Origin of the sequence: Maritalea porphyrae (genome assembly GCF_030159895.1) — a bacterium.
Taxonomy (GTDB): Bacteria; Pseudomonadota; Alphaproteobacteria; order Rhizobiales; family Devosiaceae; genus Maritalea; species Maritalea porphyrae.
In genome coordinates, this window is record NZ_BSNI01000001.1 from 1 (window position 1) to 17,539 (window position 17,539).

At 49.9% G+C, this 17,539-nt stretch carries 22 protein-coding genes; 15 read left to right on the forward strand and 7 right to left on the reverse strand.

All coding sequences use genetic code 11. The annotated features are described in order from the left end of the window. Positions 1–689 precede the first annotated feature (689 nt). Positions 690–1,538 carry a GNAT family N-acetyltransferase gene (locus QQL65_RS00005; RefSeq protein ID WP_284360728.1) on the forward strand — a complete coding sequence of 283 codons (849 nt, stop codon included), beginning with the start codon at positions 690–692 and terminating at the stop codon, positions 1,536–1,538. A gap of 66 nt (positions 1,539–1,604) precedes the next feature. Here the strand turns inward: QQL65_RS00005 and QQL65_RS00010 are convergent, their stop codons facing one another. From QQL65_RS00010 to petA, 3 genes are read right to left on the reverse strand one after another with little or no spacing between them, the layout of a single operon-like run. Further along, positions 1,605–2,441: a cytochrome c1 gene (locus QQL65_RS00010; RefSeq protein WP_284360731.1), complete on the reverse strand. Its 837-nt coding sequence runs from the start codon at positions 2,439–2,441 to the stop codon at positions 1,605–1,607. A 10-nt stretch (positions 2,442–2,451) separates the two neighbouring features. Continuing rightward, positions 2,452–3,714: a cytochrome b gene (locus QQL65_RS00015; RefSeq protein WP_284360733.1), complete on the reverse strand. Its 1,263-nt coding sequence runs from the start codon at positions 3,712–3,714 to the stop codon at positions 2,452–2,454. An 11-nt stretch (positions 3,715–3,725) separates the two neighbouring features. After that, entirely contained in the window at positions 3,726–4,250 is a 525-nt protein-coding gene (gene petA, locus QQL65_RS00020; protein ID WP_284360736.1) for a ubiquinol-cytochrome c reductase iron-sulfur subunit, read from the reverse strand. A gap of 326 nt (positions 4,251–4,576) precedes the next feature. Between petA and QQL65_RS00025 the strand changes: the two genes are divergently transcribed. From QQL65_RS00025 to QQL65_RS00045, 5 genes are all read left to right on the forward strand, one after another. Beyond that, positions 4,577–5,041, forward strand: a complete 465-nt coding sequence (locus QQL65_RS00025) for a tRNA (cytidine(34)-2'-O)-methyltransferase (protein WP_284362039.1) — start codon at positions 4,577–4,579, stop codon at positions 5,039–5,041. Continuing rightward, complete coding sequence (gene hemF, locus QQL65_RS00030) at positions 5,038–5,925, forward strand: oxygen-dependent coproporphyrinogen oxidase (protein WP_284360739.1); 888 nt, start codon at positions 5,038–5,040, stop codon at positions 5,923–5,925. The genes QQL65_RS00025 and hemF overlap by 4 nt, the downstream gene beginning before the upstream one ends. Positions 5,926–6,056: 131 nt before the next feature. Beyond that, positions 6,057–6,407, forward strand: a complete 351-nt coding sequence (locus QQL65_RS00035) for a YciI family protein (protein ID WP_284360742.1) — start codon at positions 6,057–6,059, stop codon at positions 6,405–6,407. Next, complete coding sequence (locus QQL65_RS00040) at positions 6,408–7,661, forward strand: RNA polymerase sigma factor (protein WP_284360744.1); 1,254 nt, start codon at positions 6,408–6,410, stop codon at positions 7,659–7,661. After that, positions 7,642–7,893 carry a hypothetical protein gene (locus QQL65_RS00045; RefSeq protein ID WP_284360746.1) on the forward strand — a complete coding sequence of 84 codons (252 nt, stop codon included), beginning with the start codon at positions 7,642–7,644 and terminating at the stop codon, positions 7,891–7,893. Before QQL65_RS00040 ends, QQL65_RS00045 begins: the two co-directional genes overlap by 20 nt. Here QQL65_RS00045 and QQL65_RS00050 read toward each other — a convergent pair. From QQL65_RS00050 to QQL65_RS00060, 3 genes are read right to left on the reverse strand one after another with little or no spacing between them, the layout of a single operon-like run. Next, positions 7,890–9,146, reverse strand: coding sequence for a CCA tRNA nucleotidyltransferase (locus tag QQL65_RS00050; protein WP_284360748.1), 1,257 nt, complete (start codon positions 9,144–9,146; stop codon positions 7,890–7,892). The genes QQL65_RS00045 and QQL65_RS00050 overlap by 4 nt on opposite strands. Then, a complete protein-coding gene (locus QQL65_RS00055; RefSeq protein ID WP_284360750.1) occupies positions 9,139–9,774 on the reverse strand; it encodes a CoA pyrophosphatase in 636 nt (211 codons plus the stop codon). The genes QQL65_RS00050 and QQL65_RS00055 overlap by 8 nt, the downstream gene beginning before the upstream one ends. Before the next feature lie 46 nt (positions 9,775–9,820). Continuing rightward, on the reverse strand, positions 9,821–10,372 hold the full coding sequence (locus QQL65_RS00060; RefSeq protein ID WP_284360752.1) for a GNAT family N-acetyltransferase: 552 nt from the start codon (positions 10,370–10,372) through the stop codon (positions 9,821–9,823). A 267-nt stretch (positions 10,373–10,639) separates the two neighbouring features. On the opposite strand from QQL65_RS00060, the gene QQL65_RS00065 reads away from it, so the two are divergent. Further along, positions 10,640–11,575, forward strand: coding sequence for a glutathione S-transferase family protein (locus tag QQL65_RS00065; RefSeq protein ID WP_284360753.1), 936 nt, complete (start codon positions 10,640–10,642; stop codon positions 11,573–11,575). A gap of 6 nt (positions 11,576–11,581) precedes the next feature. Here the strand turns inward: QQL65_RS00065 and QQL65_RS00070 are convergent, their stop codons facing one another. After that, positions 11,582–12,076, reverse strand: coding sequence for an NUDIX domain-containing protein (locus QQL65_RS00070; RefSeq protein ID WP_284360755.1), 495 nt, complete (start codon positions 12,074–12,076; stop codon positions 11,582–11,584). A gap of 111 nt (positions 12,077–12,187) precedes the next feature. On the opposite strand from QQL65_RS00070, the gene QQL65_RS00075 reads away from it, so the two are divergent. The 8 genes from QQL65_RS00075 to QQL65_RS00110 all read left to right on the forward strand — a co-directional run bounded on the left by QQL65_RS00075 (position 12,188) and on the right by QQL65_RS00110 (position 17,353). Further along, positions 12,188–13,078: a metallophosphoesterase family protein gene (locus QQL65_RS00075; protein ID WP_284360756.1), complete on the forward strand. Its 891-nt coding sequence runs from the start codon at positions 12,188–12,190 to the stop codon at positions 13,076–13,078. Positions 13,079–13,142: 64 nt separating this feature from the next. Further along, positions 13,143–14,480 carry a MurL-like N-terminal domain-containing gene (locus QQL65_RS00080; protein WP_284360758.1) on the forward strand — a complete coding sequence of 446 codons (1,338 nt, stop codon included), beginning with the start codon at positions 13,143–13,145 and terminating at the stop codon, positions 14,478–14,480. Further along, complete coding sequence (gene murD / locus QQL65_RS00085; protein WP_284360759.1) at positions 14,470–15,756, forward strand: UDP-N-acetylmuramoyl-L-alanine--D-glutamate ligase; 1,287 nt, start codon at positions 14,470–14,472, stop codon at positions 15,754–15,756. Before QQL65_RS00080 ends, murD begins: the two co-directional genes overlap by 11 nt. 30 nt (positions 15,757–15,786) lie before the next feature. Beyond that, positions 15,787–15,930, forward strand: a complete 144-nt coding sequence (locus QQL65_RS00090; protein WP_284360760.1) for a hypothetical protein — start codon at positions 15,787–15,789, stop codon at positions 15,928–15,930. Positions 15,931–16,106: 176 nt separating this feature from the next. After that, the gene (locus QQL65_RS00095) at positions 16,107–16,436 is read left to right on the forward strand and encodes a hypothetical protein (protein ID WP_284360762.1); all 330 of its coding nucleotides are present in this window, start codon (positions 16,107–16,109) and stop codon (positions 16,434–16,436) included. Positions 16,437–16,463: 27 nt separating this feature from the next. Beyond that, positions 16,464–16,802: a DMT family transporter gene (locus tag QQL65_RS00100; RefSeq protein WP_284360765.1), complete on the forward strand. Its 339-nt coding sequence runs from the start codon at positions 16,464–16,466 to the stop codon at positions 16,800–16,802. 258 nt (positions 16,803–17,060) lie between these two features. Then, positions 17,061–17,204: a hypothetical protein gene (locus tag QQL65_RS00105; protein WP_284360767.1), complete on the forward strand. Its 144-nt coding sequence runs from the start codon at positions 17,061–17,063 to the stop codon at positions 17,202–17,204. Positions 17,205–17,218: 14 nt separating this feature from the next. Next, positions 17,219–17,353: a hypothetical protein gene (locus QQL65_RS00110; RefSeq protein ID WP_284360770.1), complete on the forward strand. Its 135-nt coding sequence runs from the start codon at positions 17,219–17,221 to the stop codon at positions 17,351–17,353. Positions 17,354–17,539: the final 186 nt, after the last annotated feature.

Here is a 17,539-nt window from a genome sequence, read left to right on the forward strand (position 1 = left end):
ACACAAATGCCGAGCAAGCGAGGGAAAAGGTGGACGAGGCAACTCGTTGCCGAGGACCCCGGCCAACTTTTTGGCCGCGCCGCGCAGGGGCAACAAATCGAATAGGACGGCTTTAGTCCGTCATGAGATTTGTGTTGCGCCCCGTGAGCGAAAAGACTTCCAGAACAGCTTCAACGTGCTGTTCAATGGTTTACGCCTGCCTTCGGCGTCAGACTGGACAATTTGCAACCAAGCGAAGAACGGCGACCCACTCTTCATTTGACCCAGCTTTCTTTATGAAGTGGTTGCTCTTTTTGACGCCGCCGTCGCAGCCTTATGGCTGCTTCCCCGGCACCCCCGCCAATTGCTGCCCAACACTTGCACTGAGCAAGCGAGGGACAAGATGGACGAGCACTCCGTGCGAGGACCCCGGCGGACTTTTCCGCCGCGTCCGCGCAGGTGCAGTGATTTACAAAGGGCGGACACACTTGTGTGTAGCCCGTCATGAAAATCACGGTGTGCACCGTGAGCGAAGAAGAGTTCTTCACGACCCCAACAACGCGTCCGTTGTCCGCAGGGTCTTCAAGAAAGCTGCACACAGTTTATCGCGCCTTGAAACGGCGGGGATAAACACACCTGCACGCGAACTATGAAATGGCGGCAATTGTGATAGGCTTCAAGCATACTCAATTCATTTGCTGCGTGAAAACATGACCCACTTTGAGAAACTAGTCGTTGAAGAGTTGCCAAGCCCTGAATTCATTCAGAGATTTCAAACAAGCTGGCAAAATGAAGAACTCACATATCGACCATTTCTTTATCTTAAAAACAAAGAACGATTGGACCAGATCGGCCTAATTGTCCGTCCTGCAAAAGATGAACCGATTGGGTTTGCGCATGTGGATAAGTCCGATCAGCTTTTGCTATCTCCAATGCCGCAACAAGCCGTTGAGTGCCTTTGTCGGCACCTGATTGAACGCAATATTTTATTTCCCGGCATTTTCGGTCCAGGGCGGGAAGCAAGAAACCTAGCGAAAAGTTTGGAAACCGCGCGCGGACCAGAATTTCATATCGCGAAGCGACTAATTCATTGGAAACTACACAAATTGAAGACCCAACCAAAAGCAAGTGGTTCAGCGCGCCGCGCGACGCTTTGCGAAGCCGAAACAATAGCTGAAATGTTCGACAATATGCAGCGCGAAACGAACACTCAGCGCCAGTTTAACAGTCAAGCAATGGTCAAGTACACCTTGGATGACCACCGCCTTTATGTTTGGGAAATGGCAAACGGACAAATTGGCTGTGTAGCGATTGTCACATTGGGATCTGCAGAAACCAAACACGGCACAATTGAACGCGTTTTCACACCAATGCCACACAGAGGAAATGGCTTCGCTCGAGCGCTAATTTGGAATGTCGCAAATACAATGCTTGGTCAAAAGCCCGGTATCTTTTTGTCCTCAGATGCAGATGAATTCGTTCCAACAAAGCTTTATCAAAGCCTCGGATTTGAAACCCATTCAACCATGGTCAATTTGCGCCAGTCACTCCACCGCTAATACACGCACAAAAAAGGGCCAGCCCGAAGGCTGACCCTTAAACTTTAGAATCAAGAAGCCTGTGGCTTAGTGATCAACGTTGCTCCACAAGCGACGCTTAACCAGATACATCATTCCGGTTAGCAAGAAGAGGAACAACAGAACGCGGAAACCAAGTTCCTTGCGTGCGGTCATGTCTGGCTCAGCAAGCCACATCATGAACGCTGATACGTCTTTTGCGTACTGGTCCACAGTCTCAGGAGCAGAACCTTCATAGTCCACAAGCTCATCTGACAATGGAGGGCCCATTGAGATTTTGTGGCCAGGGAAGTGGTCGTTGTAATATTGACCATCGCCAAGCTCTACGCCGTGAGGTGGCTCTTCGTGGTAACCAACGAGAAGGTTGTAGATATAATCTGCACCGCCCTCTTGGTACGCTGTGAAGTAGTTGCCAATCCAGTTCGGGAACTTTTGTGGCACGTTGCGCGCTTTAGCCAACACTGAGAAATCTGGAGGAACTACACCATTGTTCGCGCCCGCTGCATCAAGTGGCGTTGGGAATGGATTTGGCCATGTGTCCGCAGGAATTGCCGGACGTTCACCATCTTCGATCTCAAGATCAATCACAGTGTATTCAGCTGCAATCGCTTTGACTTGGTCTTCTGTATATTCCGTGCCGCCTTTTTTGCTCAACATACGGAATGCGAACAAATCAGCTGAGTGGCAAGAAGAACAAACTTCTTGGAACACTTGGAAACCACGCTGCAACTGCGCTGGGTCATACTTGCCGAAAATGCCAGAGAATGACCAATCCTGAAGAACAGGATCAGGACCATTGCTTGGGCCCGCAGCAACTGCAGAACCGGCTGACAAAGTGCTCGCTGCTAAAAGGACAGCGCTGATGATTTTAGAAAAACGTTTCATCATCTCTCTCCTATTCTGCAGCCTGTGAGGCGCTTTTTGAAAGCACACTCTCAGAAATGCTAGCTGGCAGTGGTTTGGTCACTTCAACGCGTGGCAAGAATGGCAAGATCACCAAGAAGTACAAGAAGTAATATGCCGTGCACAACTTAGCGAAGAACAAGTAGACGCCTTCTGCTGGCTGCGCGCCAAGATATGTCAAACCGATGAAGCTGATGACCCAAACCCAATAGAACCATTTGAACATTGGACGGAATGCACCAGAGCGAACTTTTGAACGATCAAGCCATGGCACGAAGAACCAAACAACGATCGAACCAAACATCATGATCACGCCGCCAAGTTTACTGTCGATTGGACCAACGTTGAAGTCGATCGCACGCAGGATGGCGTAGAAGGGCAAGAAGTACCATTCAGGAACGATGTGCGGTGGTGTCACCAACGGGTTCGCTGGGATGTAGTTATCTGGGTGACCCAAAATGTCTGGCGCGAAGAATACGAACCAAGCAAATGGGATCATGATAACCATCACCGCGAACAAATCTTTCATGGTGAGATACGGGTGGAATGGAACTGTGTCCGCTTTCGACTTCACTTCAACGCCAGTTGGGTTGTTGTTGCCCGGAACGTGCAGCGCCCAGATGTGCAAGCCAACAACGCCAGCAATCATGAATGGCAACAAGTAGTGAAGTGAGAAGAAACGGTTCAATGTTGGGTTATCAACCGCAAAACCACCTACAAGAAGGGTTTTGATGGTGTCGCCCACAACAGGGATCGCTGAGAAGAAGTTCGTGATCACTGTCGCTGCCCAGAAGCTCATTTGGCCCCAAGGTAGAACATAGCCCATAAATGCAGTTGCCATCATCAACAAGAAGATGGTTACGCCCAAAATCCACAAGACTTCACGTGGTGCCTTGTATGATCCGTAATAAAGACCACGGAAAATGTGGACATATACTGCAAAGAAGAAGAATGAAGCGCCGTTTGCGTGCGCCGCTTGTATGTAGCGGCCCCAGTTCACGTCGCGACGAATGTGCTCAACAGAGTTAAACGCCAGATCAACATGTGGCGTATAGCTCATGGCAAGAACGATACCAGTGACGATTTGGATAACCAAAAAGATCGCAAGGATCGCGCCAAACGTCCACCAGTAGTTCAGGTTCTTTGGTGACGGGAAGTCAACAAATGAATCATAGCCAAGACGGATGATCGGCAGACGCTCGTCCATCCATTTTTCAAATCCCGAATTAGGTTTGTAATTACTTTGATGTGCCATCAGACTGTCCCCTAACCAATCTTGATCAATGTATCGGACAAGAATGCATAGTCCGGAACAATGAGGTTTTCAGGCGCGGGCCCCTTACGAATACGGCCTGCCGTATCGTAGTGAGAACCATGACATGGGCAGAACCAGCCTTTGTAATCGCCAGCTTCACCCACTGGGATACAACCCAAGTGCGTACAAACGCCGATCATCACAAGCCACTCTTCGTGGCCTTCTTTGACCCGTTCCGCGTCTGACTGAGGATCTTTGAGATCCTCAAGCGGCACTGCCTTTGCTTCTTCAATTTCACTTGCCGTCCGACGACGAACAAAAACAGGCTTGCCGCGCCACTTAACTGTGACGGACTGCCCAACTTCAATTGAAGAGAGGTCCAATTCGATAGACGCCAACGCCAATGTCGAGGCGTCAGGATTCATTTGATCAACAAGCGGCCATGCCACGGCTGCGGCACCTACCGCGCCAACTGCGCCCGTTGCGAAATAGAGAAAATCTCTTCTGTTCGGTTCTGATTTGCTTTGTGTAGCCAAGGTCTAGATCCCTACCTAAGATCGTTCATCCGCTCCCGCTCAACTATCCAATAGCTAGATAGCAGAATCACCCCCATCTGAAACAGATGAAGCGGAAATCGCGGCCTTTTTTGCACTCTATAAAGCGCTTGTCCAGCCTTTGAGGCTCGAACTGGTAAAAACTGCGACACAATACCCTAGAATTTTGCATCTTTTGCACTAAGAGTATCGCCCAGAAGCACCAACAATTTGTGCGTTCTGACGTTTTTGCCTCGACAAACGCGCCCATGATGCGCTTTTTGGACAATTCATCGCTTAAGACGAAAGAACAATTTTACGCCGTGACCATCTCACTTGCTTTGTACCAACCTGACATTCCCCAAAATGCTGGCACTTTGATGCGGCTCGGCGCATGTCTCGACCTTAAAGTGCACTTGATCCACCCGACGGGTTTTTTGTTCACACAGAAATCCTTTCGCCGCGCAGGCATGGATTATCTCGATCAGGTGGACTTGCGAGAACACAAAAGCTTTGAGGCATTTAATGAGTGGCGAAAAGCAGAAGACAAGCGCTTAGTGCTTTTGACCACCAAATCCTCAATTCTGCACACAGAAGCCGCCTTTGAATCTGATGACATACTAATGGTGGGCCGCGAAAGCGCTGGCGTTCCAGACGAGGTTGCTGAGATCTCGGACCTGAATTTGCGCATTCCCATGCGACAAGATACACGCTCCATCAATGTCGCCATCGCCGCCTCACTTGTGCTAAGCGATGCGCTACGACAAACCAACCATTGGGCAAATCTTTCATGACTTCGTTTGATCTCGACCAAAAAAAGCAACAAGCCAGCGCCTGGTTCCGCGATTTGCGCGGCCAAATTTGCGAAAGCTTTGAACAGCTTGAGGACGAACTAACTGGTCCATTAAGCGACCAAGCGCCTGGCCGCTTTGAGCGCAAGCCATGGGATCGCACCGATCAAACCACGGGCCAACCGGGCGGCGGCGGCGAAATGTCGATCATGAAAGGTCGCGTGTTTGAAAAAGTTGGCGTGCATATTTCAACTGTTTTCGGTGAATTCTCAGAGGACTTTGCCAAAGGCATGCCCGGTACAGAGAAGTCCCGCGCCTTTTGGGCCAGCGGCATCTCGCTGATTGCGCACCCGCAAAACCCCAACGTGCCTGCAGTTCACATGAATACGCGCATGGTGGCAACGGGCGAATGGTGGTTCGGCGGCGGTGGTGACCTGACGCCTGTACTAGATCGGCGCCGCAACCAAGAAGACAAAGACACAATCGATTTCCATGCTGCAATGAAAGCAGCATGCGATGCGCACGAATGCGCGGACTATCCAAAGTACAAGAAGTGGTGCGACGACTATTTCTATTTACCCCACCGCAAAGAGCCGCGCGGCACCGGAGGCATTTTCTATGATCGTCACAATTCCGGCGATTGGGACGCGGACTTTGCCTTTACGCAAAATGTAGGCAGCAATTTCAAAGACATTTATTGTGAGCTTGTGCGTCGCAACTTCAACAATGAGTGGACCGATGCGGACCGCGAAGAGCAGCTGGTGCGTCGGGGCCGATATGTCGAGTTTAACCTGCTTTATGACCGTGGCACGACCTTTGGCTTAAAGACCGGCGGCAATGTAGAGAGTATTCTTTCCTCCATGCCACCAGCCGTGAAATGGCCGTAAAACCGCACTCTTTGAAATATTTCTCAAAAAAATCGTCCATGAATGTCGAATCCTGACTATCCTGCCCGACTAGAGGGTATAGGCGCACAACAATTGCGCCATTCTTGGGAACAATCAAAGGAACTCACATCATGCAATTCATGGCTCTAATTTATAATGCTGAAGGCGCCGACGCTTCATATGAAGGCGGTATGGAGCAAATCATGGCCGACTACTGGAAGTTTGGCGAAGAAGCGCGCGAAGCTGGCGTTATGGTCGCCGGAGATGCACTGGAAGCCGTCTCGACCGCCACATCCGTGCGCATTCGAAACGGCCAAACCGAGCTAACTGACGGACCATTTGCTGAAACCAAAGAAGCCCTGGGTGGCTATTATTTGCTTGAGTGCAAAGACCTTGACCAAGCTCTCGAATGGGCGGCGAAAATTCCAACGGCAAAATACGGCACCATTGAAGTGCGTCCGGTTATGGTGTTCGACAATTAATTGTCTGACCTAGAACAAGCCCTGACCCGAGCATTGCGCAAAAGCTCGGGTCGGATATTGGCCAGCCTTATCAAGAGTTTCGGTGATTTTGACAAAGCCGAAGACGCGCTGCAGGACGCAGCCACAGAGGCGCTGCGCACATGGCCAATAAAAGGTGTGCCAGACAATCCAGCAGCCTGGTTGCACACAACCGCAAAGCGGCGCGCAATTGACAAACTGCGCAAAGACACGCGCCACCACGCAAAAGAGACGCAGCAAATCCTGATGGACCTTGATGCGAACAAAGATGAAATGGCCGAAACCGACTATGAAATCCCCGACGAACGTCTGCGGCTAATCTTCACCTGCTGCCACCCTGCACTGTCGCCAGAAGCGCAATTGGCCCTCACCCTAAAAACCCTTGGTGGCCTAACGGTGCGCGAAATCGCACGTGCATTCCTGACCAGCGAAACGGCCATGCTGCAGCGCATTACGCGCGCCAAGAAGAAAATTCGCGACGCTGGCATCGCCTATGAAGTGCCGGGAAGCGAACACCTTTCCGAACGACGCAAAACGGTGCAAAAGACCATATATCTGATCTTTAATGAATCCTACTCAGCGTTTGAAGGTCAAACCCTCACGCGCGGTGATTTGGCCAATGAGGCTATTCGGCTCGCAGCCTTATTGTTCCGGCTTGACCCATGTCCTGAAACCGGTGGGCTTTTGTGTTTGATGCAGCTCACGCATGCGCGCACCGCCGCAAGAACTGACGCTCTTGGCCAAATGGTGAGCTTAGAAGAGCAAGACCGCTCACTATGGGATCACGACACAATCGAAATGGCACATCAGCTTTTGTTGGCACAGTTTAGATTGGGTCAACTCGGTCCCTACCAATTGCAGGCAGCGATTAGCGCGTTGCATTGCAAAGCAGACAGTTGGCAATCAACCGATTGGCAACAAATCACCGCGCTATATCAGGCCTTATCCGCATTCGATGCCTCACCCGTGGTGCTGTTAAACGGTGCTATGGCACAAGCAAATATGGGCGACGTGGCGAATGCGTTGAAAAAGCTCGGCGCACTAGAAAATTCGCTTGAAACCTACCAACCCTTTTATGCGGCGCGCGCCGAAATGCACGTGATGAACGGGGCCAACAAAACAGCAATTTCAGACCTTGATCGCGCCATCGAACTGTCAAGCAACCAGATTGAGCGGGCATTTTTGGAACGAAAGCGCGATAAAATTGCAAACTGCAATGGTTCAACAGAAAATTAACCATTCACTAACCATAATCAAGCCCATGAAAGCACAACTTTACGGTCAAAATCTACCGATGTGGAAAGCTAATCAGATGTGGCGCGCAGCCCGTCAGAAGCATATCCAAAGAGACCTACAAAGCACACAACTTATGACCGATTCAATTTTCGGCGGTCAGTTCCAGGCGACATATCAACAAAATGCGCTTGTGCTTAAAATTGCTACTCAGCGTGCGCTGAAAAAAGTCTAAGCAAGTTCTGCCAACAAGTCCTCTACCGATTTTGCGAAGCCGCTTTCAACCCAGCTTTTTTCCAACCCTTTGAGTTTTTCCCCAAGTTCTGGTCCTGCATCATGGCCCAGCTTGATCAAATCTTGCCCTTTGACCGGAAAAGTGGGCGCATTCCAGCTTTGAGCAAGCTTAAGTAGCTTCAAGTAGCCCGCTGCCTTTTCAACCGCTTCTAAGTTTTCGCCTGATTTGGCACGCATGCTGGCAAGCGACAATTGAAGTGCTGAGACTATCGCATCTTGATCGCCCCAATAAATCGATGCCTTTAGGTCTTGCTCGGTCATATCTGCACCAAGCCCGTCAACCAAAGCCCACTTTTGCAATTGATCCGTTTCTGCGTTCGACAGGCGCAGTCTCTTACCAAGCGCCACCATTTTATCCGGCATCGGGGGCAAAATCGATATTAGGCGCAACATCGGATCAATTGACCAGTTCAGGTCCTTTTCGGCAGCCACTACCCCATGAATTGCGTCAATGCCCCATTTTTCACCTTCTGGCAAAATGGACGCCAACACACTTGTGGTCCGCATCCACAATAACGCACGGGACGGGTCTTCTGCGCTCAGCAGTTTTTTCATTTCCTGCCAAACCCGCTCAGGGGAAAGTTGATCCAAACCAGACTTCATCGCGACGGTTGCCCGCAACCCATCTGCCTCAGGTCGCCCCGAACCGAAATGAGCAAAAAAACGGTAGAAGCGCAGAATTCGCAAATAGTCTTCCTTGATCCGCGCTTTTGCATCCCCAATAAAACGCACTTCGCGGTCCAAACAGTCTTGCAGACCATTTAGCGGATCAAGCAACTCACCATCCGGCCCAACATACATGGCATTAAACGTGAAATCCCGACGTTTCGCATCGTCTTCCCAATCACCACCAAACACCACCTCGGCATGGCGGCCATTGGTTTTGATGTCTTGGCGCAATGACGTCACTTCAATTGTTTCACCCTCTATAACGAGAGTGACCGTGCCATGTTCAATACCTGTTGGAATTGCTTTGACCCCGGCCTTTTCGGCACGATCCAAGATTTCGTTCGGCGTGAATTTGGATGCCATATCCACATCGCCCGTTCCAATCCCCAACAATGTATTGCGCACGATGCCGCCTACAGCTTTGGTTTGGCCGCCTGCACCATCCAGAATTTCAAATGCTTTGCGCACACTTGCGCGTTGCAACCAATCAGCTTGGCGCAACAATTCCAATTGTTCATTACTCATGGTCTGCAAGTTCCTGCGCCAGTGCGGTCTCTCTAAACATCCGTGTCATTGATGCTGTAATGCCCCAAATTGCACGTTGCTCATAATCAATTCGCCAGGTTTCGCGCTGTGCCTCATCGCCGCGCACAAACCGAATTTTTGAATAGTGCCGATCCGGAATTAAATGCGGCAATGGCACTTCAAAAAAGCTCGCCACTTCGTCTGGGTTTGCAACAAATTCAGATGATGGGCGCACGATTCCAACAACAGGGGTAATCAAATAGTTGGTGCCAGACAAATAATTCGGGAGATAGCCGATCACATCCACATCATTGGGATGCAAATCCACTTCTTCATGCGCCTCACGCAACGCCGCAACTGTTGCATTGCCATCTTCGTCATCAATCTTGCCACCCGGAAAAGCGATTTGCCCAGCATGCGCGCGCAGTTTTGACGAGCGTTCAATATAGAGCACATTGCTACCCTCATCACGCTGCACCAACCCAATGAGCACCGCAGACGGTTTTGGCGGTTTGTGGTGATTGAGCGGTGGCACGCCATCAACTTTGTGGCAGCCCTTGTCGAAATCATCCTGCGGGCGATCAAGTAGCCGTTCCGCAATCCGGTCGATCAACGCATCATGAGACATAAACGAAACACTTCTCCGGCCCCGCGCTGACCGCACCGGGCTTAATTCACACGACCCATTGTGAAATGGGACCATTGAGTCTTTTGCTTAGTGTAGCATCTTTTGCCGCCACCAAAACCCGTGCGGGGTCCACTGGTGCAGGAAATTCAATCCGCTCAGGCAATGTCGGTTCAAACCCCAAAGGTCCATAATAGGGCGCGTCCCCGACAAGCAACACAAATGCACAAGTAGGAATTTCAAATGCTTTTTGCACCACATCCCGCACCAGCGCCTTGCCCGCACCCAATTTCCTTTTGGTCGGATCAGTCGCCAGCGGCCCCAAAAGATAGCCATTCATGTCCGAGACATTGATAGGCGACATTTTGACAGTGGCGACGGGTTCGCCGTCTAATTCGGCAACCAAACTCAACTGATCATCTACACCAAACCGTTCCCGAATACGAAACGCGGCCCGCGCAAATCGACCCGGCCCGAAGCAAGCATCATGCAGATTTTCAATCCAATCTGCATCGCTGGTCACTTCCTTACGGATGGTGAGTGCAGGCAGATTTTGCGCAAGTGCGCTTTGTTGGGTGTTCGCAATTTCAAGGATAGTCATAGTTTTGCTCAGGCGAATTCGAGACGACAAAAGGTGGCGATTACAATGATCGCGGTCGTCGGACTCGTCGCTGTGCAAAATCTTGTGTGCTCATACTCCTCAACTAGCACCGCGTTTTTCGGCTGTCGAGCCAAAAAACAGCACATCGTAAATTTCGCCAAACCCATTAGTCGTAAAAATTGGAACAATTAGTTATGAATATCCCCCTTTGTTCAATTTCATTGATCGCTATTTTGTGGCGCTGGCGCGTATGAAAAGGAATGTGCAATGGGTATGTTGGTCGATGGTCTTTGGACCAATCAATGGTATGACACAAAATCAACTGGCGGCCGCTTTAAGCGATCAGAAGCGCGCTTTCGCAATTTTGTCACCAAGGATGGCAGCCCTGGCCCAACCGGCGAAGGTGATTTTGCCGCCGAAGCCAACCGCTATCACCTTTATGTTTCGCTCGCCTGCCCTTGGGCACACCGCACGCTGATTTTTCGCAACCTTAAGCAACTTCAGAACTTAATTAGCGTTAGCATTGTGGACGCCAAAATGCCCGATCAGCACGGCTGGACCATTCCAAAAGGCGAAGACCCGGTCAACCACGCAAAAACCATGTGGCAAGTTTATGTAGCCGCCGACAAGGATTACACAGGCCGCGTCACGGTGCCAGTGCTTTGGGACAAAAAGCAAAATACCATTGTGAGCAATGAAAGCTCTGAAATCATTAGGATGTTCAACACAGAGTTTGATCATCTGACGGGCAATGATCTGGACTTCTATCCGCACGCGCTACGCAATAAGATCGATCCGATCAACGAGCGCATTTATGGCAGCATCAATAATGGTGTTTACAAAACCGGCTTTGCGACCACCCAAGAGGCCTATGACGAAGCCGTAACAGACCTGTTTGAAAGTCTCGACTGGGTTGAAGACATTTTATCGAACAACAAATATCTCGCCGGGGACACGCTGACCGAAGCGGATTGGCGGCTATTCACCACCTTGGTGCGTTTTGACCCTGTTTATGTTGGACACTTCAAATGCAACATCCGCCGGATTGCAGACTATCCAAACATTTCACGCCTGGTGGATGAACTCAGAGCCATTCCCGGCGTTGAAGAAACCATCGATATGGAACATATCAAAGTGCACTATTATTGGTCACACACCTCGATCAATCCGCATCGCATTGTACCAGCAGGTCCAGCGCTCTGAGCCAAGCTACCAGCGTTCATCTATCGCGATGCCACCAAAATATTCGCCGATGCGGCGGCGGGTGGCATCGGTTGTATCTTGCGGCAAATCATCGAGCGGAAACCACCCCATTTCCGCAATTTCAGCGTTCGGGGAAAATTGGCGTGCCTGCTCAAACTCTTTAAAAACAAAGAGCGCAACATGATCGCGTTTTGAAGCTTCTAGATTGTGATAGACTGACAGCATCTGTCCGCGATCCAGCACCCGATAGCCGGTTTCTTCCATCAGCTCTTTTTTCGCGGTGTGTAAGGCGCTGTCACCAACCTCAACGCCTCCGCCCGGAAACATCCATCCCGCTGTGTAGGTGTGCTTGATCAGCAAAACATTTTTGCCATCCACCAACATTGCACGTGCGCCGAATGTAGTTCGCCGCAAAAAACCCATAATGAACAGGAATATGCGCGCCTGAAAACGCTCAAAAAGTGGACTATGAATCAATCGCATAAACATGATGGTGGACATTATGCGTCAGCCGTTAAAACAATTCTTACTGAATTGCGACACGTGCCTTTTTTTCTCCTTAGCTTTTGTACATAGTGCGCCGCGTCAACCTTAGCCAGTCGAAAAACCTAAATGACCAAAGTCGCTCATATATCAGACGTCCATCTTGGACCGTTGCCGCGCATATCGCCTTTTCAGCTGATGAACAAGCGACTGACAGGCTATGCCAACTGGAAATTGGCCCGGCATGCCAATATGCCCGAAGGGTTGTTGACGCAGCTTACCGATCACCTAAAGACGCAAGCACCCGAATTGATTGCGGTGTCTGGCGACCTGGTCAATCTTGCTCTTCCCAAAGAGTTTGAAGCTGCAAAAACGTGGCTTGAAGAGCTTGGCCCGAGCGAACAAATCGCCGTCATCCCAGGCAATCACGACGCTTATGTCGAAGATGGACTTAAGAGCGCGGCAGAGCAATGGGGCGACTATATGAAAGGCATGACCCTTTCAGAGCAACAGTTCCCCTATTGGCGGCAAGAAGGCTGCGTTGCCCTAATTGGCTGTTCAAGTGCTATCACCACGCCGCCTTTCTTTGCCCATGGTGAGTTTGATGAAGCACAGGCAGAACGTCTGATCGAAATTTTAAAACTAACCGGCGATGCAGGACTTTATCGCATTGTGATGATCCATCATCCGCCGCATGACGACGTAAAGCAGATATGGAGACGTGGCTTAAAGGGCCGTGATCTGTTCCGCAAAACCATCAAAGACCATGGCGCAGAATTGGTGTTGCATGGACACCTTCACCGCTCAATGATCAACCCACTGCCCGGCCCGACAGGGGATATTCCCCTTATCGGCATTGCATCCGCAGCGTCAGGCAACGGTGGCAAATATCCACCCGCCAGATACAACCTATTTGACGTCCAAAAGGTTGGGAACAAATTCGAATGCCAAATGACCGAATTCGGTTACCAACGCATCGGGGATGGTGTAACAAAACGTCTTGAAATGGTGATCAACTAACAATTGCCACATCTACTTTAAAGCTAATGCTAGACGAAACTTCAAAATATACTAGAAGAGATAAATGACAGTTTTCTTGATCGAACGACCAGAATTCAACATCGAGACGGGCGAAGTGCACTGCAACTATGCCCTGAACGAGCATCGCTTTACCGAGAAACTGGAACTCGGCGTCGGGTTTGATATTGATGCCGCCCAGTCTGAGAGCTTTGCGCGAGCGCTTGATTTAGCCGCCGCAATTCTTGGGGTCAGCTATTTCAAATTGTGCGCGCCATTCCAAATTGATGCAACCGCCATCAAACTCACCGAAGCGGCGCAGCAACTTGTACGCGACGTCTACGAAAACGGATTGGGCGAGTTCTATGCGCGCAACAATCTCGAGCGTTTTGGCAAGATTGAATATCAATTCCGAGACACCGGCGATACCTCAGGTAACCCGGCTGGAAAAATCGATCCACTCATCCTGATCGGTGGCGGCAAGGACTCACTTTTGTCGGTTAATCTGATTGAAGAAGCGGGCTGGAGCTTCACCCCTTTTGCTGTGAACCCAAAAGGCCCCATTATTTCCTCGATTGAGCGGATGGACCAAAAACCGTTTTATGTGCGCCGCTATCTGGACCAAACCATGTTGGCGCTCAACAGTGAACCGGGCTATTTTAACGGTCATGTGCCATCCACAGCGATTAATTCCATCATCGCTTCACTAGTGGCCATTCTTTACGGCAAAAGCCATGTGATCTTGTCCAACGAGCGATCGGCCAGTGAGGGCAATCTGGAGTTTGACGGCCGTGAAGTGAACCACCAGCATTCCAAAAGCCTAGCGTTTGAAAAACTGTTTGCCAGCGCTTTAGAAAGCATTGTTGGCAAATCAATCGGCTACTTCTCTTTGCTTAGACCATTTTCGGAGCTTCAAATTGGTGCGCTGTTCCTTCACTCAACTAAGTTTGACGGCGCATTTTCAAGCTGCAACCAAAACTTCAAACAAAATGCTATAGGGCCTGCCCGCTGGTGCGGCAATTGCCCAAAGTGCCATTTCGTTTCGTTGATCTTTGCGCCGTTTATTTCACCTGAACGGTTGACCAACATTGTGGGGACAAACGTTCTGGACGACGAAACGAAATTGGATGCGATGCGAGAGCTTTCGGGCCTGTCAGGCCATAAACCATGGGAATGCGTTGGTGAGATTTTGGAAGCCGCTGCAGCCTTGTGGCAGCTTTCACAACAACCACAGTGGCAGAACTCAGCTATTGTCAAAACACTGACACCAGAACTTGAAGCATTTTATGGCGCCACAAAATTGGCCAGCGCCTGGTTGGAGTTGATGACGCCCAGCAACAGCCATGCTATCCCTCAGCCCATATATAACTCGATCAATCAAAAAGAGCTCGGCCATGCAAGTTGACGGCGCAGTTGTTCTATATGGAGCTGGGCGCGAAGCGCGCTCCACTCGACAGTTTCTGGCCCAAGTTACACCAGAAGCGAAAGTCTATGTTACCGTTGATAGCGGTGACGCAGACATAGACAATGCCAGCCAAATCACTCCAGCGCAATTGCTCGAAAAAATTGAAAACAAAGAAATCGGGCTGCTGGTGCGCTCGGCCGGGGTTTCAATTTATAAGCCTGAATTGGTTGCCGCAAAGAATGCGGGCATTGAAGTGACCACAAACATCAACTTGTGGGCAAGATACAAGCGCGGTAATGCCAAAGTGGTTGCGGTTACTGGCACGAAAGGCAAAAGCACCACCGTCAAACTAACAGAAACCATGCTCAAATGCGCTGGTTTGGATGCACGCCTTGGCGGCAATTTTGGCGTCGCGCCACTTGATTTGGATGACCATGATATCATCGTGATGGAACTGTCTTCCTACCAAGTTGCCGACCTTGAGTTGCAACCTGATTTTGTCGGCTTCACCAACCTATTCCCTGAGCATGTGGACTGGCATGGCAGCCTTGACCAATATTATCATGACAAGATGAACCTACTCCGCCGACCAGAACGCTATGCCTATGCGCTTGGGTCCCAAGCTGCGGTGAACCAACGCGTTCAAGCCAATCTGCCCAAATATGCGAATGAACTCGCAGCGCCGTCTGCCGAAATGGTTGCCGCATTGCATGGCACCATGCGTCAATCCAAACTCAAGGGTCCGCACAACGCCGATAATATGATGATTGCTGCCAAATTGGCGCTCGGACTAGGGGCAAGCGAACAAGCAATCCTAGAAGGTTTAAAGAGCTTCGCCCCACCAGCACACCGGTTGGAAGAACATAAAATCGGCAACCTCATATTTGTGGATGACTCAATTTCAACCACGCCAGAGGCGACAAAGGCGGCGCTTGCCACTTATCCAGATACGCGCAACGCGCTTATTGTGGGCGGCTTTGACCGCGAGCAAGACTATCACGACCTAGCAAGTGAGATTAAGCACTCAACTGTAACAACAGTTGCATGTTTACCTAAAACGGGACATCGGCTGGCAGAGGCAATAGCCGAGCTCGGCGTCGATATTGACGTGATTGAAGCTCAAGACCTTGAAGAAGCTATGAGTGCGCTTGCGCAACGCCGCGACCAGTTTGACACACTCATCCTCTCCCCTGCGGCGCCTTCGTATAATCAGTTCCGCGACTATGTAGAACGTGGAGAGAAGTTTGTTGCCTTAGCGAAACAACTGTTCGGCTAAAAAGCACACCACAATCAGAGCGCAATATATATGACACACCTAAAGAAGTTCATCGATCGCCTGAATGCAGGTCAGTTCACCCTGTTGGCGTTTATTGCGCTTGTGTTCATTTTTGCCTTTGGGGTCTATGTCGGGAAAAGTGGGGTCATCCTCTCCCGATTGTTCCTGAGTTAGTCTCGCTCAACTCATTTCGCTCTTACCCACCACCTGGGGAAAAACGCACATATTGAGTCAGCGGGCACTGCCTCTGAGAGAGCAAAGTCACAAATGTTAGTCCTTGTGGGATTTGCCACATTGACCCAACCTGATTGTTTGATATCATCGCGCCGCTACTTTAGGGAGATATAACGATGGTCCATCCTTTCGGATTGGTGACATATCGACAAGGCAAAGATGAGGGCACATTGATTGCCGAGTGGATCAATGATGACCCAAACAGTCTTGATAGTGAAATTGGCATTGGCATGGCAAAAATTGCCAAGGCTGGTTCCGACCATTTTGAAGGCGAATACAATGTGGAGTACTGGCTAGCAGGCAAAGTCATCAAGCTTGAATTGTCGATAAAGCGCAATGGCCCGATTTACGACATGGTCTGGGCAGAAAACGGCGCCACAACAAACACAGGCTATGGCTTTATAAGTGGCGATATGCTCGTCGCTGGCTTTGAACGTAAAGTCTAGCGACCTAGCGCACGCAAGGACACCTTCATGCCCAAAGCCTATCTTTATTTGCTGATCGCCATCGTTGGAGAAGTCATTGCCACATCTGCGCTGAAAGCTGCAGATGGGTTTTCGCAAACAATCCCCTCCATATTGGTCGTCGTCGGCTATGGCGTTGCATTCTACTATTTAAGCCTAACCCTAAAGACCATCCCACTTGGCATTACATATGCGGTGTGGTCCGGTGTTGGCATCTTTGCCGTATCAATCGTTGGCTGGGTATATTATCGCCAGCCATTGGACATCGCCGCAATCGCCGGCATGGCGATGATATTGGGTGGCGTTTTGGTGATCCACTTGTTCTCAAATTCAACAGGCATCCATTAGGCACACCGCCGATCCAATAAAATACCTTTATCTTTCAGCATCTTAATCATCTGTTTAGGCTAACCGACTGGGAATTGGCCTAGTTTTGCTTTTCTTTAACCAAAGAATCAGCTGGCAAATCAGGTAACCCATTGAAAATATGCATATTTCTCAATTTTCTAAATCTTTACCTAGTTTCTTTGGAGATTGAAAATCGCTTGGGCGCAAACTGTGTTCAATGTGTTGCATAAGGCAGCACGCAACTGAGGAGGTTGGAACATGGCATTTGCACTATTAGCTGTTTCAGCAATACTTGTGATTTACGCATATCGACAGCCAGCAGGTGTGGCGGTTGTAAAAGTGAAGCGCGAAGCACGCCGTGGGCAATCAGTCTCCATCAGTGAACACAAAAATCTGAGTTAACGGGGAACAAAAACATGAAAACTCTAGCAGCAACAACTTTGGCATTTATGTTGGTAACAGCGGGCTTGGCATTGGACTTCTCAGTCAATATGTCAAACACATCTTTGGCACCAACAGCTACACCAGCTCAGTTCAGTTCGATCTATTAAGGCGTTTGCGCCCGACATTTCCTCCCTTAGAACCGTCGGGCATCCCTTCCCAAGCGTTTTATAAGTCAGCATAGCTGGCTAGTTTTGGAGAACTGAATTGACATTGAGAGCGGCGTAAAGCCTCGGCCAGAAATGGTTCGAGGCTTTTGCTATTCTGGTGGTTAAAACCCTCAGCAATCTAGATAA

Coding starts and splice junctions, on each gene's coding strand:
- QQL65_RS00005 (WP_284360728.1), top strand. CDS start 690: ATGACCCACTTTGAGAAACTAGTCGTTGAAGAGTTGCCAAGCCCTGAA.
- QQL65_RS00010 (WP_284360731.1), bottom strand. CDS start 2,441: ATGAAACGTTTTTCTAAAATCATCAGCGCTGTCCTTTTAGCAGCGAGC.
- QQL65_RS00015 (WP_284360733.1), bottom strand. CDS start 3,714: ATGGCACATCAAAGTAATTACAAACCTAATTCGGGATTTGAAAAATGG.
- hemF (WP_284360739.1), top strand. CDS start 5,038: ATGACTTCGTTTGATCTCGACCAAAAAAAGCAACAAGCCAGCGCCTGG.
- QQL65_RS00035 (WP_284360742.1), top strand. CDS start 6,057: ATGCAATTCATGGCTCTAATTTATAATGCTGAAGGCGCCGACGCTTCA.
- QQL65_RS00045 (WP_284360746.1), top strand. CDS start 7,642: ATGGTTCAACAGAAAATTAACCATTCACTAACCATAATCAAGCCCATG.
- QQL65_RS00050 (WP_284360748.1), bottom strand. CDS start 9,146: ATGAGTAATGAACAATTGGAATTGTTGCGCCAAGCTGATTGGTTGCAA.
- QQL65_RS00055 (WP_284360750.1), bottom strand. CDS start 9,774: ATGTCTCATGATGCGTTGATCGACCGGATTGCGGAACGGCTACTTGAT.
- QQL65_RS00060 (WP_284360752.1), bottom strand. CDS start 10,372: ATGACTATCCTTGAAATTGCGAACACCCAACAAAGCGCACTTGCGCAA.
- QQL65_RS00065 (WP_284360753.1), top strand. CDS start 10,640: ATGGGTATGTTGGTCGATGGTCTTTGGACCAATCAATGGTATGACACA.
- QQL65_RS00070 (WP_284360755.1), bottom strand. CDS start 12,076: ATGTCCACCATCATGTTTATGCGATTGATTCATAGTCCACTTTTTGAG.
- QQL65_RS00075 (WP_284360756.1), top strand. CDS start 12,188: ATGACCAAAGTCGCTCATATATCAGACGTCCATCTTGGACCGTTGCCG.
- QQL65_RS00080 (WP_284360758.1), top strand. CDS start 13,143: ATGACAGTTTTCTTGATCGAACGACCAGAATTCAACATCGAGACGGGC.
- murD (WP_284360759.1), top strand. CDS start 14,470: ATGCAAGTTGACGGCGCAGTTGTTCTATATGGAGCTGGGCGCGAAGCG.
- QQL65_RS00090 (WP_284360760.1), top strand. CDS start 15,787: ATGACACACCTAAAGAAGTTCATCGATCGCCTGAATGCAGGTCAGTTC.
- QQL65_RS00095 (WP_284360762.1), top strand. CDS start 16,107: ATGGTCCATCCTTTCGGATTGGTGACATATCGACAAGGCAAAGATGAG.
- QQL65_RS00100 (WP_284360765.1), top strand. CDS start 16,464: ATGCCCAAAGCCTATCTTTATTTGCTGATCGCCATCGTTGGAGAAGTC.
- QQL65_RS00105 (WP_284360767.1), top strand. CDS start 17,061: ATGGCATTTGCACTATTAGCTGTTTCAGCAATACTTGTGATTTACGCA.
- QQL65_RS00110 (WP_284360770.1), top strand. CDS start 17,219: ATGAAAACTCTAGCAGCAACAACTTTGGCATTTATGTTGGTAACAGCG.